This is a genomic window from Mesorhizobium sp. M0802 (assembly GCF_040320115.1).
In the GTDB taxonomy this organism is placed as follows: domain Bacteria; phylum Pseudomonadota; class Alphaproteobacteria; order Rhizobiales; family Rhizobiaceae; genus Mesorhizobium.
The window spans coordinates 168,277-181,696 of the sequence record NZ_JAMYOY010000002.1 but is presented as its reverse complement, the minus strand read 5'-3'; the positions used below and the strand labels follow the sequence as shown (position 1 = coordinate 181,696).

The 13,420-nt window shown below is 62.3% G+C and carries 12 protein-coding genes, 1 tRNA gene and 1 riboswitch; of the genes, 5 read left to right on the top strand and 8 right to left on the bottom strand.

The genetic code is table 11. The annotated features are described in order from the left end of the window. The first annotated feature begins 204 nt into the window (after positions 1 to 204). Positions 205 to 1,356, top strand: coding sequence for a ceramide glucosyltransferase (locus NKI10_RS04125; protein WP_023750002.1), 1,152 nt, complete (start codon positions 205 to 207; stop codon positions 1,354 to 1,356). A gap of 11 nt (positions 1,357 to 1,367) precedes the next feature. Here the strand turns inward: NKI10_RS04125 and NKI10_RS04120 are convergent, their stop codons facing one another. Continuing rightward, entirely contained in the window at positions 1,368 to 2,558 is a 1,191-nt protein-coding gene (locus NKI10_RS04120) for an O-succinylhomoserine sulfhydrylase (protein WP_023669633.1), read from the bottom strand. A 57-nt stretch (positions 2,559 to 2,615) separates the two neighbouring features. After that, positions 2,616 to 2,693: riboswitch (SAM riboswitch) on the bottom strand. A 140-nt stretch (positions 2,694 to 2,833) separates the two neighbouring features. Between NKI10_RS04120 and NKI10_RS04115 the strand changes: the two genes are divergently transcribed. Together NKI10_RS04115 and NKI10_RS04110 are read left to right on the top strand one after the other, a co-directional pair. After that, a complete protein-coding gene (locus tag NKI10_RS04115) occupies positions 2,834 to 3,928 on the top strand; it encodes a 2'-deoxycytidine 5'-triphosphate deaminase (RefSeq protein WP_352858811.1) in 1,095 nt (364 codons plus the stop codon). 101 nt (positions 3,929 to 4,029) lie between these two features. Beyond that, entirely contained in the window at positions 4,030 to 4,800 is a 771-nt protein-coding gene (locus tag NKI10_RS04110; protein WP_023688688.1) for an ABC transporter substrate-binding protein, read from the top strand. A gap of 16 nt (positions 4,801 to 4,816) precedes the next feature. Here NKI10_RS04110 and NKI10_RS04105 read toward each other — a convergent pair whose 3' ends face one another. From NKI10_RS04105 to chvE, 5 genes are all read right to left on the bottom strand, one after another. Then, positions 4,817 to 5,266, bottom strand: a complete 450-nt coding sequence (locus tag NKI10_RS04105) for a hypothetical protein (RefSeq protein ID WP_031208582.1) — start codon at positions 5,264 to 5,266, stop codon at positions 4,817 to 4,819. A gap of 27 nt (positions 5,267 to 5,293) precedes the next feature. After that, complete coding sequence (gene araD1, locus NKI10_RS04100; RefSeq protein ID WP_023692527.1) at positions 5,294 to 6,289, bottom strand: AraD1 family protein; 996 nt, start codon at positions 6,287 to 6,289, stop codon at positions 5,294 to 5,296. A gap of 201 nt (positions 6,290 to 6,490) precedes the next feature. Beyond that, positions 6,491 to 7,777: a multiple monosaccharide ABC transporter permease gene (gene mmsB, locus NKI10_RS04095; protein ID WP_023669637.1), complete on the bottom strand. Its 1,287-nt coding sequence runs from the start codon at positions 7,775 to 7,777 to the stop codon at positions 6,491 to 6,493. Beyond that, positions 7,774 to 9,306, bottom strand: a complete 1,533-nt coding sequence (mmsA, locus tag NKI10_RS04090; protein ID WP_027049369.1) for a multiple monosaccharide ABC transporter ATP-binding protein — start codon at positions 9,304 to 9,306, stop codon at positions 7,774 to 7,776. Before mmsA ends, mmsB begins: the two co-directional genes overlap by 4 nt. Before the next feature lie 152 nt (positions 9,307 to 9,458). Next, positions 9,459 to 10,529, bottom strand: coding sequence for a multiple monosaccharide ABC transporter substrate-binding protein (chvE, locus tag NKI10_RS04085; RefSeq protein WP_023681943.1), 1,071 nt, complete (start codon positions 10,527 to 10,529; stop codon positions 9,459 to 9,461). Between the two features lie 294 nt (positions 10,530 to 10,823). Between chvE and NKI10_RS04080 the strand changes: the two genes are divergently transcribed. After that, a complete protein-coding gene (locus tag NKI10_RS04080; protein ID WP_023681942.1) occupies positions 10,824 to 11,831 on the top strand; it encodes a LysR family transcriptional regulator in 1,008 nt (335 codons plus the stop codon). A 4-nt stretch (positions 11,832 to 11,835) separates the two neighbouring features. On the opposite strand, the gene NKI10_RS04075 is transcribed toward NKI10_RS04080, so the two are convergent. After that, positions 11,836 to 11,909: transfer RNA gene (locus NKI10_RS04075), tRNA-Gly, on the bottom strand. A gap of 180 nt (positions 11,910 to 12,089) precedes the next feature. On the opposite strand from NKI10_RS04075, the gene NKI10_RS04070 reads away from it, so the two are divergent. Then, positions 12,090 to 12,353, top strand: coding sequence for a DUF6460 domain-containing protein (locus NKI10_RS04070; protein WP_023681941.1), 264 nt, complete (start codon positions 12,090 to 12,092; stop codon positions 12,351 to 12,353). Positions 12,354 to 12,420: 67 nt separating this feature from the next. Here the strand turns inward: NKI10_RS04070 and NKI10_RS04065 are convergent, their stop codons facing one another. Continuing rightward, the gene (locus tag NKI10_RS04065) at positions 12,421 to 13,323 is read right to left on the bottom strand and encodes a histone deacetylase family protein (protein WP_023681940.1); all 903 of its coding nucleotides are present in this window, start codon (positions 13,321 to 13,323) and stop codon (positions 12,421 to 12,423) included. Between the last annotated feature and the right edge of the window lie 97 nt (positions 13,324 to 13,420).

The following is a 13,420-nucleotide window of genomic DNA, read 5'->3' as shown; positions in this document are numbered from 1 at the left end:
CGGCAAGGAACATTTGTCGCGCTATGCGGTTTGATACGCGCACAACGGCATGTCCTGCCAGCCTCAAAGCGGAGGTGCCGACAAACAATGTCATTTAAGTGACACATGACAGTGTTGGTGTGCGCAAACCTTGCCGGCGCCTCAAGGCCCATCTGTCGACTGACAAAGCAGCCGCGAGCGGCCTTTCCGGAGTGACCAGATCTCATGGAACCAGCTCTCACAGCCGCCTTCGCTTCCTCCGCTTTGCTTCTTTCCAATCTCGCCAGCATCCTGCTTGCTTCGTCGAAACTGCAAGCGCGTCGCCTTATCCCTCCGCCGTCCGACGAGCAGCCACCGGTCTCGATCGTCGTGCCGTCGCGCGGCGTGGAGCCGTTCACACAAGAGACGCTGCAGCGAGCCTTCTCGCTCGACTGGCCGCGCTACGAACTGATCTTCTGCGTCGCTCACGCCGACGATCCCGTCGTCAAACTGATAAACAGGGCGATCGTCCTGTTTCCCAACGTGCCGGCCCGGCTGCTGATCGGCGACGACCGCGTCAGCAGCAACCCGAAGCTCAACAACTGCGTCAAGGGCTGGGAAGCGGCGCGCAATCATTGGGTTATTCTGGCGGATTCCAACGTGCTGATGCCTAGGGATTATGTCCAGCACCTGATGGCGGCCTGGCGGACCAATACCGGGCTTATCTGCTCGACGCCGATCGGCTCGCGGCCGGAAGGCTTCTGGGCCGAGGTCGAATGCGCGTTCCTCAACACGCTGCAGGCGCGCTGGCAATATGCCGGCGAGGCGCTTGGCCTCGGCTTTGCCCAGGGCAAGAGCATGCTGTGGAACAAGCCGATGCTCGATACCAATGGCGGTATCCGCGCGCTGGCCGCCGAGATCGCCGAGGATGCTGCTGCAACCAAGCTGGTCAACGGACTGGGCCTGCGCGTCAATCTCGTTGCCTCGCCTTTCGAGCAACCACTGGGGCAGCGCCGACTTGCCGACATCTGGTCGCGTCAGGCGCGCTGGGCGCGGTTGCGCCGCGTCACTTTCCCGCTGTTTTTCGCACCCGAGATCCTGACCGGCGTCGCCGTGCCGTTGGCGTTGGCGCTGGTGGCGGCAGCAAGTGCCGGCATCAGCCTGCCGGCCACGGTGTTGGCCGTGCTGACGGCGGCCTACATTCCCGAATGCGCGCTGGCCGCGGCCAAGGGCTGGCATCTGTCGCTGCGCATGGTCCCGGCGATGATGGTCCGCGACATGATGCTTCCCGCCATCTGGGCGCGCGGCTGGCTGAGCGGCGCCGTCGATTGGCGCGGCAACACCATGATCATCGGCACCAAGGCAGCCGAGCTGGAAGAGGCTTCGTCGGGAGCGTGACGCCTCGCGGCCTACCCGGCTGCCTTCAGCGCCTGCGCAACGTCCTCCAGCAGATCGTCCGTATCCTCAAGACCGACCGAAAGCCTGAGCGTTCCCGGCCCGATGCCAAGCTCGGCGCGAGCTTCGTCGCTGAGGTTCTTGTGCGTGGTGGTCGCCGGATGGGTGATCAGGCTCTTGGCGTCGCCGAGATTGTTGGAGATCAGCACGATGTCGAGCGCGTTCTGCAAGGCGAAGGCCGCCTGCTTGCCGCCCTTCACGTCGAGGCAGATCAGCGTCGATCCGCCCGTCATCTGCTTCTTGACGATGTCGGCCTGCGGGTGGTCGGCGCGGCCGGGATAGATGACGCGGGCGATTTCCGGCCGTCCTGCCAGGAAATCCGCGATCTTGGCCGCGCTTTCAGTCTGCTGGCGCACCCGAACCGGCAGCGTCTCCAGGCCCTTGAGCAACGTCCAGGCGTTGAACGGCGACAGGCTCGGGCCGGTGTGGCGGAAATAGTCGTGCAAATTCTCGTCGATCCATTTCTTGTCCGACAGGATGATGCCGCCGAGACAGCGTCCCTGGCCGTCAATGTGCTTGGTCGCGGAGTAGACGACGATATGGGCGCCGAGCTGCAAGGGCTTCTGCTGCAAGGGCGTGGCAAAGACATTGTCGACGATCAGCCTGGCGCCGATCGAGGTGGCGAGCGCCGCCACCGCTGCGATGTCGACCACTTCCAGCGTCGGATTGGTCGGGCTTTCCAGGAAGAACAGTTTCGTGTTCGGCCGCACCGCCTTTTCCCAGTTGGCGATGTCGGTGCCGTCGACCAGCGTTGCCTCGATGCCGTATTTCGGCGCCAGCGTCTCCACCACCCAGCGGCAGGAGCCGAACAGCGCGCGCGCCGCAACGATATGGTCGCCGGCCTTGGCGCTGCACAGGAGCGCTGCCGTCACCGCCGCCATGCCGGACGCCGTGGCGCGCGCATCTTCGGCACCCTCCAGCGCGCACATGCGCTTTTCGAACATGTCGACGGTAGGGTTGGCATAGCGCGAATAGATGAAGCCCGGCTCCTCGCCCTTGAAACGGGCCTCGGCAGCCTGCGCCGTCTCGTAGACATAGCCTTGGGTGAGGTACATCGCTTCGGACGTCTCGCCGAACTGGGAACGCAGCGTTCCCCCGTGCACGAGTGCGGTCTGAGGTTTCCAGTTACGCTTCTTGGTGCTCATCGCTTTTGTTCCAGACACAAAAAAACCGGCCGCGAAAGTCGCAACCGGTCCATATGGCCTTGCGGCCCGACGGTCCTTTAGCGACTTGTTTAACGTGGCTGCAAGCCGACCGGCCAAATCACCACGGGATAACGACCCTTTAGACCTCACCTGCGCTTGCGTCAATTGCCGGCTTCATTAAGAGGTTTGTACCAGGCAGGTTCCGCAATAATATCCAGCGGTTTTGCGGCAAGAACCTGCCACAAAGAGACCGACCTTGGAGCGGAGCCAGCCTTTTGCGGCAGACAGGCATTCTTCCCGATCAGGACATTTCCGCGCTGTTTCAGTCCGGCGCGCTGGAGTCGCCGCACGCGCTCGATGTCGACCAGGTGCAGCCGGCGAGCCTCGATCTGAGGCTCGGCGACAAGGCTTTTCGCGTGCGCGCCTCCTTCCTGCCGGGTCCCGATCATCTGGTGGCCGACAAGCTTCACCGGCTGAAATTGCATGAGTTCAGTCTCGCCGAGGGCGCGGTGCTGGAAACCGGCTGCGTCTACATCGTGCCGCTGCTCGAAAGCCTGGCGCTGCCCGCAAACGTGTCCGCCTCGGCCAACCCGAAGAGCTCGACAGGCCGGCTCGACATCTTCACCCGGGTGATGACCGATCGCGGCCATGAGTTCGACAAGATCGCCGCCGGCTATCACGGGCCGCTTTATCTTGAAGTCAGTCCGCGCACCTTCCCGATCGTCGTGCGCGCCGGATCGCGACTGTCGCAGATCCGCTTTCGCACCGGCAACGCGCTGTTGTCGGAGGCAGAGCTGAACGAATTGCACCGCGCCGAGATGCTGGTGGCGACCGAGCCGCCCAACATTTCCGGCGGCGGCATTGCGCTGTCGATCGATCTTGACGGCGACCAGAACGGCTTGGTCGGCTATCGCGGCAAGCATCACACCGGCTTGGTCGATGTCGACAAGCGCGCCGCCCAGGATGCCGTCGATTTCTGGGAGCCGCTCTATAAGAGCGGCGCCGGCGAACTGGTGCTCGACCCGGACGAGTTCTACATCCTGGTCAGCCGCGAAGCCGTGCACGTGCCGCCGCTCTACGCCGCCGAGATGACGCCCTTCGATCCGCTGGTTGGCGAATTCCGTGTTCACTATGCCGGCTTCTTCGATCCGGGCTTCGGCCATTCGGCCTCAGGCGGCACCGGCAGCCGGGCGGTGCTCGAAGTGCGCAGCCACGAAGTGCCGTTCATCCTCGACCACGGCCAGATCGTCGGCCGGCTGGTCTACGAACACATGCTGAAGCGGCCGCAGGCGCTTTACGGCACCGATCTCGGCTCGAATTACCAGGCGCAAGGCCTCAAGCTCTCCAAGCATTTCCGCCCCGCCGGCTGAACCTTCGATCACCGTCAGGCAAAATACTTGCCTGCGCTGCCTCACCATGCTTGGCTGCCTTTCGGTGGCCGACAAGAGAACGGCGCGCAAGGGGAACCAAAATGCAGATTTCAAGATGGATCATATCGGCAGCGGGCGCTGCCATGCTGGTGATATCGGCCGGCTCGCTGGCTGAGGCGCAGGAGAAATTGAAGATCGGCACCGAGGGCGCTTATCCGCCCTTCAACACCATCACCGCGGACGGCAAGATCGAGGGCTTCGACATCGACATTGCCAATGCGCTGTGTGCGCAGATGAAGGTCGAGTGCGAGATCGTCACCCAGGACTGGGACGGCATCATCCCGGCGCTGCAGGCGAAAAAGTTCGACGCCATCATCGCCTCGATGAGCATCACCGAGGAGCGCAAGAAACAGGTCGCCTTCACCAACAAATACTACACGACGCCGCTGGCGCTGGTGGCGCCCAAGGACAGCGACCTCACTTCCACCGAACCGGCAGCCCTTGCCGGCAAGACGGTGGGCGCGCAGGCCTCGACCACCCAGGCCGACTATGCGCAGGACGCCTATGGCAAGGCCGGCGCCGAGGCGAAACTCTACCCCACCCAGGAAGAGGCGATCACCGACTTGCAGAACGGCCGTCTCGACGCCGTCATCTCCGACAAATTCGTGCTGATGGACTGGCTGAAGAAGGCGAGCGACGGCTGCTGCAAGCTTGTCGGTGACGTCAAGGGCACCGAGACGCAAGCCGGCATCGCTGTCCGCCTGGAGGACACGGCACTTCGCGACAAGCTCAACGCGGCGATAGACGCCATCGTCGCCGACGGCACTTACAAAAAGATCCAGGCCAAGTATTTCGATTTCGATATCTATTGAGTCCCGTCCGCCGGCGTCAGCCGCGAAAGAGATACGATTTCGCGGCGCCAAGGCAGGCATGAAAATGGCCGATAAACAGCAGTTCGCGTGCGGCCAAACGTTTCCTGCCCCAAAAGCCTTCGGTCAGTTTGACCTCGTCGAGCGAAGCGTTTGAGCCGCGCTTCAACGGGAACAACTGCTTGTCGAGGCAACCGAGGACATGGGCCTTGGCGGAGTCGATGCCGCAGACCTTGCCATTGTTGTTCAGCCTGTCGCTGCGAAGCGCTGATGTCATGTGATCCGTGTTGCGCATCAGAAAGCTCACCTGGGCTTTCGAATAGCCGGTTGCTAGAAGACGGCTCGTCATCGCCAAACGGGCTTCACGATAGGACTTCGGGCTGCACTGGCCGGCGCTAAAGGCCACCGACGGTTGGGTCAGGAACAGGGCCACGCCCGTGAACACAATGACAAGCCGCATTCCGTTCATTTCCGGCTCCCAAATTGTGATGCTGCCTCAAAGCGCCTTCACCGCCACCTTAACCGGCTGCTCAATCTCCAGCGGGTTGCGCAGCGGCAGGCCGAAATCCGCGGCCTCGATCTCGAAAACGTCGCCGGCCTGAGTCTTGATGCCGTCGGCAAAGGACAGCGTCGCCGTGCCGAACATGTGCACATGCACGTCGCCCGGCTGGCGGAAGGCCGAATATTTGAAGTGATGATGTTCGAGATTGGCGATTGTGTGCGACATGTTCGCTTCGCCCGACAGGAACGGCTTTTCCCACAGCAAATTGCTGTCGCGATAGATTCGCGATGAGCCCCTGACGTCGGCCGGCAGGTCGCCGATCAGGATTTCCGGCCCGAACGAGGCGTTGCGCAGTTTGGAATGTGCCAGGAACAGATAGTTCACCCGCTCGGTAACATGATCGGAAAACTCGTTCGACAGCGTGAAGCCGACGCGGAACGGCGCGCCGTCGTCGCCGATGACATAGATGCCGGCGATTTCCGGCTCCTCGCCGGCGTCCTGCGCAAAGGCCGGCGACATCAGTGCGGCGCCCGGCGCCACCGCCATGGTGCCGTTGCCCTTGTAGAACCATTCCGGCTGCACGCCGGTCTGGCCCTTGGCCGGCTTGCCGCCTTCGAGCCCCATGCGGAACATCTTCATGGAATCGGTAAGCTGCTCCTCGCCGCCATCGCTGAGCTTCTTGTGCATGGAATCGCGCGTCGCCGCCGAGCCGAGATGGGTCAGGCCGGTGCCGGTCAGATGCAGATGCGCAGGATCGGGATGGTTGATCGGCGACACCAGCCGGCCCTTCTTGTAGACGGCGTCGAGGTCTATCGCTTCACCGAACCCCTTGCGCTCGATCAGCGCGGCGAGGCCCGTTCCGGTGCGCGCGGCTTCCATGGCCAGCGAATAGACGCTGCGGGCGCCGTTGATGATCCTGGTCTTGCCGCCGCCATTGCGGGCGACGACGCGGATGGTCTCGGCGTCGTCGAGGATCTGGGAGATTAGCATGATGAAATCCTCTCTCATGTGCCTTGGCCGGGTTGCCCCTTGGCAAACCTTGACCTGCGCGGCTCGGACCTCGCCGCGCCACGGGTTGAACTCTTCGTCCGGATTGCGCTCGCGAGCTCCATCCCTCGGGGGACTTCTTATGCCGACAACTTGCCGGCTGCGCCGCGACCGTATGCCTCCTGCTTGCCTCGCTGAAGCTTGTCAGGCCTTGTTCTTGTTGTAGACGTCGAAGATCACGGCGCCGAGCAGCACCAGGCCTTTGACCACCTGCTGCCAGTCGACATTGACGCCCATGATCGACATGCCGTTGTTCATCACGCCCATGATGAAGCCGCCGACGACCGCCCCGATAACCTGGCCGACGCCGCCCATCGCCGAGGCGCCGCCGATGAACACTGCGGCGATGACATCGAGCTCCGAGCCGAGACCCGCCGCCGGCACCGCCTGGCCGAGACGAGCCGCGATGATCAGGCCGCCAAGCGCCGACAGCACGCCCATATTGATGAACACCATCAGCGTCAGCCGCTCGGTGTTGATGCCCGACAGCTGCGCCGCCTTGGGATTGCCGCCCATGGCGTAGATGCGCCTCCCGATGGTCATGCGCTTGGTGACGAAGACGAACAGCGTGATCAGCACGCCCATGACCAGCAGCACCACGGGCAGGCCGCGGTAGCTGGCAAACTCATAGACCAGGAACAGCGCCAGCGCGCTGGCGACCAGCGTCTTGACGACGAACAGGGTGAAGGGCTCGGCCTCATAACCATGGCGTTCTCGTTTGCGCCGGGTGCGGACCCCGAAATAGGCATAGGCGAGCACGGCGATCAGCCCCAGCACGACCGTCGTCATGTGCAGGGTCACGCCGCTGCCCATGATGGTCTTGCCGGCTGCGTTCACGACCGGCGGGACGAGCGTCAGTGGGCCGATCACATCCGGGATGAAGCCGGAGCTGAGCATCTTGAAGTCGTCGGGAAGCGGACCCACCGACGAGCCGCCGCCAAGCAACGCCTGGCAAATGCCGCGGAAGATCAGCATGCCGGCCAGCGTGACAATGAAGCTCGGTATCCGGTGATAGGCGATCCAATACCCTTGCGCGGCGCCGATCAGGCCACCCGCGACCAGGCAGACGATCGAAACCACCAGCGGATTGCTCAGCGGTCCGAGCTGCCAGATAACCATCATGTTTGCCGCCAGCGCGCCGATGAAACCGGCGACCGATCCGACGCTGAGGTCGATATAGCCCGATACGATCACCAGCAGCATGCCGAGCGCCATCACGATGATGAAGGAGTTCTGCTGCACCAGATTGCTGAGATTGACCGGCTTGAACAACGTCCCCGACGTGGTGAACTGGAAGAACAGCATGATGACGATCAGGGCTATGATCAGTCCGTATTCGCGTAAATTCGTCGCCAGCGCCGAGACGGCGATGCGCGGGCGCTGTTCGTCGGCGACGTTGCCCTGCGGGGCGGGGGCGCTTTCGGTGCTCATGCTGCTTTTCCTTCTCCCCGGACGATGGCGCGCATTATCTTTTCCTGGCTTGCTTCCGCCGCCGGCATTTCGCCCACCATGCGCCCTTCGTTCATGACGTAGATGCGGTCGGTAATCCCCAGCAATTCCGGCATTTCCGACGAGATGACCACGATCGCCTTACCCTCCGAGGCAAGGCGCGCGATGATCGTGTAGATTTCATATTTGGCGCCGACATCGATGCCGCGTGTCGGCTCGTCGAGGATCAGCACGTCAGGGTCGGCAAACAACCATTTCGACAGCACCACCTTCTGCTGGTTGCCGCCGGAAAGATTGCCGGTCATCTGATAGACGCTTGACGCACGGATATTGGTCTTCTTGCGATAGTCGTTGGCGACCGCAAGCTCGCGCATGTCGTCGATCACGCTGTGGCGCGACACGCCGTCGAGATTGGCCAGCGTAATGTTATGCTTGATATGGTCGATAAGGTTGAGGCCGTAGGTTTTGCGGTCCTCGGTGACATAGGCGATGCCGTGTTGGACCGCCTTGCTTACCGAGGAGACATCGACCGGCTTGCCCTTGAGCAGCACTTCGCCGGTGATGCGGCGGCCATAGGAGCGGCCGAACAGGCTCATGGCGAATTCGGTGCGGCCGGCGCCCATCAGCCCGGCGATGCCGACCACCTCGCCCTTGCGCACATTGATGTCGATGCCCTTGATCACCTGTCGCTCGGCATGGAGCGGGTGATAGACCGACCAGTTCTTCACCTCGAACACGACTTCGCCGATCTTGGGCTCGCGCGGCGGATAGCGGTCGTCTAGCGAACGGCCGACCATCGAGGTGATGATGCGGTCTTCGGAGATATCCTTCTTGGCCAGCGTCTCGATGGTGCGCCCGTCACGGATGACGGTTACCTTGTCGGCGACCCGGTTGATCTCGTTGAGCTTGTGCGAGATCAGGATCGAGGTCATGCCTTGCCGCTTGAATTCGAGCAGAAGATCGAGCAGCGCCTGGCTGTCTTTCTCGCTGAGCGACGCGGTCGGCTCGTCGAGGATCAAAAGCTTGACGTCCTTGCTCAGCGCCTTGGCGATCTCGACCAGCTGCTGCTTGCCGACGCCGATATTGGTGATCAGTGTCTTGGGGTCCTCCTTGAGGCCCACCTTCTTCAACAGGGCAGCGGTGCGCGCCTCGTTGGCATCCCAGTCGATGACGCCGTATCGGGCGTTTTCGTTGCCGAGGAAGATATTTTCGGTGATCGACAGCATCGGCACCAGCGCTAGCTCCTGGTGGATGATGACGATGCCCTTGTGTTCGCTGTCATGGATACCTTTGAACTGGCATTCCTGACCCTGAAAAATGATCTGGCCGTCATATGTGCCGGCGGGATAGACGCCCGACAGGACCTTCATCAGCGTCGACTTGCCGGCGCCGTTCTCGCCAACCACGGCGTGGATCTCGCCTTCTTCGACGCTGAGGTTGACGTTCGACAGCGCCTTCACGCCGGGGAACGTCTTGGTGATGTCGCGCATCTCCAAAATCGTCGTCATCAGGGCAAGCTCCTCCTGTTGCATGTCGCTCCAAAGTGCTTGCGGTTTGAGACAACGACATGCACGCAAACTAAGTCCGGTAGAAACAATACCGGGGTCGCTTGTGAACGGACAGGGGTCCTGCGTCGCGCAGGACCCCTGTCTTTATAAACGGATTACTTCAGTTCGTCGGCCTTGATGTAGCCGGAGTCGACGACCAGTGCCTGGTAGTTCGACTTGTCGACCTCATGCGGCGTCAAAAGGATCGAGGGGACGACCTTGACGTCGTTATTGTAGGTCTTTTCATCGAGGCCGTCCGGCTTGCCGCCCGAGAGCACCTTGTCGACGAGTTCGACGGTGGCCTTGGCCAGTTCGCGGGTGTCCTTGAACACGGTCGAGTATTGCTCGCCCGTGATGATCAGCTTGACCGAAGCGGTCTCGGCGTCCTGGCCGGTCACGATCGGCCACGGCTGGGCGTCGGTGCCGTAACCGACGGCGCGCAGCGAAGCGGTGATGCCGCGCGACAGGCCGTCATAGGGCGAAAGAACGCCATCGACGCGGCTGCCGTCCGAGTAGTTGGCCGACAGCAGGTTGTCCATGCGCGCCTGGGCGGTGGCGGCGAGCCAGCGCAGCGTGCCGACCTTGTCCATGCCGGTCTGGCCGGACTTGATCTTGATCGAGCCGTCATCGATCAGCGGCTGCAGCACCGAGATTGCGCCGTTGTAGAAGAAGAAGGCGTTGTTGTCGTCCGGCGAGCCGCCGAACAGTTCGACGTTCCACGGCTTGGTGTTCGGGAAGCGCTCCTTGAGGCCCTTGACCAGCGAGTTCGCCTGGATCACGCCGACGCCGAAATTGTCGAAGGTGGTGTAGTAATCGACATTGGCGGTCTTCTTGATCAGGCGGTCATAGGCGACGACGACGACGCCGGCGTCAGCGGCCTTCTGCAGCGCGTCCGACAGGGTCGTGCCGTCGATCGAAGCGATGATCAGCGCCTTCGGGCCCTTGGTGATTTCGTTTTCCAGCTGGCTGAGCTGGTTGGGGATGTCGTCCTGCGCGTACTGCAGGTCGACCGTGTAGCCGAGAGCTTCGAGCTGGGACTTGACGGCATCGCCGTCATTGATCCAGCGCTGCGAGGTCTTGGTCGGCATCAGCACGCCGACAAGACCCTTGTCGGCTGCGTGCGCCGAGTAGGTCATGGCAGCGATGCCAAGGGCCGCGACGGCGGCCAGTGTCTTGATGATTTTCACGTAAAACTCTCCCTGGTTGATGGACGCGACACCTCGGGGCTTCGCGGGCCGCGCAGTCGGGCGGATGCACCAAAGCGCCGCCGCCGTCATAATCGATCTCCGGTATCCTCCCAATCGGCCCTCAGTCTTGATTTAAATCGATACGATTTTGCTCGTCATCGACCGTCAAGTCTTGAGGACGCGCGAAAGTGTGACCCTTTGCCATAACTGTCAAATGCGATCTTCGGTGGTTGCTATACCAAAACCGGTATATGACTAAACCGGGCTGGAACAGTGGCGGAAGCGGGAAAAGGCATGGCGGCTTTACGAGGTCCTCAGGGAATTTCAAGCGGTTACGATGAATTGCCGGGCGATGGCGAGACACTTCTGCGCAGTGGCTTGAGCCTGCGTCACATGCGCATGATCGCAGCGCTGGACGATCACGGTCGGGTGAGCGCGGCCGCCCAGGTGATGAACATCTCGCAGCCGGCGGCCTCGCGCATGATTTCCGAGATGGAAGCGGTGCTTGAGGTCAAGCTGTGCGAAAGGCTGCCGCGCGGCATCACGCTCACCCCTTACGGCAAGGCGCTGGCGCGGCGCGCGCGCTCGATCCTGCTCGAAATGCGCGAGGCCGACCGCGAAATATCGGAGCTCAAGGCCGGCAAGGGCGGCTCGGTGTTCCTTGGCGCGGTGACGGCGCCGGCGATCGAACTGGCGGTCCCGGCGATCCGCGAGATACGCCGCCTTTATCCGCGCATCGAGATTACCATGCAGGTCGAGACGTCGAATGTGCTGGCGCGCGAACTGATCGCCACGCGCCATGATTTCATCATCGCCCGTGTCCCCGAAGACCTCAATCCGCGCCTGTTCGAATCGCGCGTCATCGGCGTCGAGAAGGCCTGCCTGATCGTGCGCCGAGGCCACCCGCTGAGCAACGGCCATCCTCTAAACAATGGGAAGGCGGTGAGGCTGGAGGACACCGCCGCCTTTGACTGGGTGTTCCAGTCGGGCGGGTCGCCGCTGCGCCAGGCGATGGAGAGCAATTTCCTGAACCGCAACATCGCCCTGCCGGACCGCATCCTCAACACCTCGTCGCTGCTGCTCACACTGGTCATGGTGGCGCAGTCCGACGCCATCGCCCCGGTGTCGATCCAGGTGGCAAAATTCATCCAGAACCCCGACGGTCTCGCCGGCGCCATCGATGTCGTCCAGACCGAGTTCGACATCGAGGTCCGCCCCTACAGCCTGATCACGGTGAAGAACCGCGTGCTGTCGCCGGCAGCCAAGATGCTGCACGATTTTATCTTGCGGGAAGTGGGATAGGAACTGGAGCGGGTAGAGGGAATCGAACCCTCGCGTTCAGCTTGGGAAGCTGACAAGCTACCATTACATCATACCCGCGTCGGCCTCTCGATATCATGATGGGCGTGCTTCGGGCAATCGCCCTTGGACAGCTGTTCGGAAACGGCTGTTGGAAACCCGACCGATTGCGCCGTCCGCCCGCCTTGATGCGGGCGCAGCAAGTGCGTATTCGTGGGTTTGTACCCCGAATCCGGGCACACCAATCTGGAGGCAGGCCCCTTGTCCACAGTGACGCGCTTTCTCGGTGACTCGCCCGTCAGGGTGATCGTCAAGCTGCTGGTCGTTTCGTTCCTGGTCGGCCTGGTCATGAATGCGTTCGGCTGGACGCCGATGGACGTCTTCTACCGCATCCAGGGTTTCTTCATCGATCTTTGGAACCTCGGCTTCAACGCGGTCTATCGCTTCTTGGGCTATATCCTGCTCGGCGCCGCGATCGTCGTGCCGGTGTTCATCCTGCTCAGGGTCGCGAACTACCGCAAGTGAAGCGGAGCATGATCCCGAAAAGTGGCAACCGGTTTTCGGAAAAGATCATGCTCAAACCAAAGGCCACTTAGGCAAAGTCCGACGCCACCTCGAACAGGATGGCGTGGCGCGCGGCGAGCGCTGCGACATCGGTCGAATAGCCGCCGCCGATGACACCGCAGACCGGGATGCCCAGCGCGCGGAAATGACCGATCACCATGGCGTCGCGGGCACGTACGCCGTCATCGCTGAGCGACAGCCGGCCGAGCCGGTCCTCGGCATGCACGTCGACACCGGCATTGTAGAAGACGATGTCCCAGTGCGCCTTGGCCGAGAGCTCCGGCAGGAGGACACCCAGCCGTTCGAGATAGGCGCCATCGCCGGTGCCGTCCGGCAGGGCAACGTCGAGATCGGAGGCAATCTTGCGCACCGGATAATTGCGCTCGCCATGCATGGAAAAGGTGAACGCGCGTGGCTCTCCTTTCAGGATGTCCGCGGTGCCGTCGCCCTGATGCACATCGAGATCGACGATCAGGATGTTTTTCACCGCGTCTTCGGCTAGCAGCACCAGCGAAGCGACGGCAACATCGTTGAAGGTGCAGAAGCCCGCGCCTTGCGCGCGCCGCGCATGGTGGCTGCCGCCGGCGCTGTTGCAGGCAATGCCATTGATAAGCGCCAGTCGCGCCGCCAGCACCGTGCCGCCGGCGGCGAGTTGCGCCCTGAGCGAAACGCGCGGTCCCACGGGAAAGCCGATCTCGCGCTCGATCTTTTCAGGCACTGAACACGTGATGACCTGGTCGACATAATCAGCCGCATGGGCGAGCTTCAGCCAGGAGGCCGGCGCCGGCTCGGGCATCGACAGCGCCCCGGCATGGATCAGACCCCTGATATGCAAGGCCTGCATCAGCAGCGGATATTTGCTCATCGGAAAGCGATGATTGACGGCGAAGCCGGCATCGTAGTCGGGATGATGGACGATCTGCAGGGGCATGGCTAAAGCAATTCCAGGAAAAGTGTGCAGCGGTTTTCCCGGGAGAAGCGCGTAGCGCCTCCCTTTGGGAATTGCTTAAAACCAGTACTGGGATCCG

Coding starts and splice junctions, on each gene's coding strand:
- NKI10_RS04125 (WP_023750002.1), top strand. CDS start 205: ATGGAACCAGCTCTCACAGCCGCCTTCGCTTCCTCCGCTTTGCTTCTT.
- NKI10_RS04120 (WP_023669633.1), bottom strand. CDS start 2,558: ATGAGCACCAAGAAGCGTAACTGGAAACCTCAGACCGCACTCGTGCAC.
- NKI10_RS04110 (WP_023688688.1), top strand. CDS start 4,030: ATGCAGATTTCAAGATGGATCATATCGGCAGCGGGCGCTGCCATGCTG.
- NKI10_RS04105 (WP_031208582.1), bottom strand. CDS start 5,266: ATGAACGGAATGCGGCTTGTCATTGTGTTCACGGGCGTGGCCCTGTTC.
- araD1 (WP_023692527.1), bottom strand. CDS start 6,289: ATGCTAATCTCCCAGATCCTCGACGACGCCGAGACCATCCGCGTCGTC.
- mmsB (WP_023669637.1), bottom strand. CDS start 7,777: ATGAGCACCGAAAGCGCCCCCGCCCCGCAGGGCAACGTCGCCGACGAA.
- NKI10_RS04080 (WP_023681942.1), top strand. CDS start 10,824: ATGGCGGCTTTACGAGGTCCTCAGGGAATTTCAAGCGGTTACGATGAA.
- NKI10_RS04065 (WP_023681940.1), bottom strand. CDS start 13,323: ATGCCCCTGCAGATCGTCCATCATCCCGACTACGATGCCGGCTTCGCC.